The 1,043-nt window shown below is 39.9% G+C and carries 1 protein-coding gene; it reads left to right on the top strand.

The genetic code is table 11. The features are described from left to right. The first annotated feature begins 564 nt into the window (after positions 1-564). Positions 565-900, top strand: coding sequence for an Hpt domain-containing protein (locus R7Q47_RS26475; protein WP_318090289.1), 336 nt, complete (start codon positions 565-567; stop codon positions 898-900). Positions 901-1,043: the final 143 nt, after the last annotated feature.

Here is a 1,043-nt window from a genome sequence, read left to right on the forward strand (position 1 = left end):
TGGTTACGTTACTCATAGACCCAATATCCAAAAAACGCGTCAAGAAAAGGCTTGATGCAATACCGTAAAGAACTTCTTCCTACGGCAAAAAATCCAAGCGTCCTTTTTAGTCTTTACGACTGTGTTTGTAAACCTTCAAAAGGACGATTACTGCACACTTCCATCTCAAACAGTGAAAATATGTCTCAATTTTGAACAAGACTTCGGTAGAGATTCTACTCTCCCGCCTTCGTTACGTTCTATAGCGGCCATAACACTGAAAAGTTTAGGAATAATTTGAGCGAATGCTTTATGCCACAAGCAAAGTTACAACGCAGAAGATAGCAATAAAATGCCACTCATTTCTAACATGAAGAAATTTGAAACGCAGCTATCGAGTGTAGTGCAGCAACCTCTCCCTTATTGGCTTCCTATTTTGATGTAAGAAAAGCCTCACAACCACAACAAAACATTAGATATCAATAATTTAGAATTAGTTTAAAAACAGTCCTATACTTGACCCGTTTCTTAAAATTAATAACTATTTATCCGTTCTTAATCAATAACAAACGATGCTCCACTTATATGAATTCAGACTCTTCTCTACCTACTCAATGGTTAACTCACTTTCCAGCCGATATGCAACACCACATGGCAAAGGTGTATCTGGAAACCATGACAGAAGATCTCGAAGCGTTAAAAGCGCATCTACACGAACCAAAACATTCACTCCAGACCGTGCACAAGATTAAAGGCGGGCTCGCACAAATAGGCTTGGAGCATATTCATCAATCCGCTTTATTGACCGAACAATTGTGCCGATCTGATTCCCCCCTTTATCAAACGGCGTTAGAGAAACTCATCACCGATCTAGAGCTAAGCGCGAATGACGTCCATCATTGGGTTACTCAACATACATAAAGCGATTCTCTTCCCTCAAAAAAACCTCAAGAGAAGCATTTAAGCTTCCGCTGCATTGAATTTTATTACACGCTTTGACTGCACAAGGATTGACCCATGAGTTTTGACCGTAATCTGTGTAAAGTTCTGGTCGCTGACGATTC

This window comes from Vibrio sp. Vb0349 (assembly GCF_033338975.1).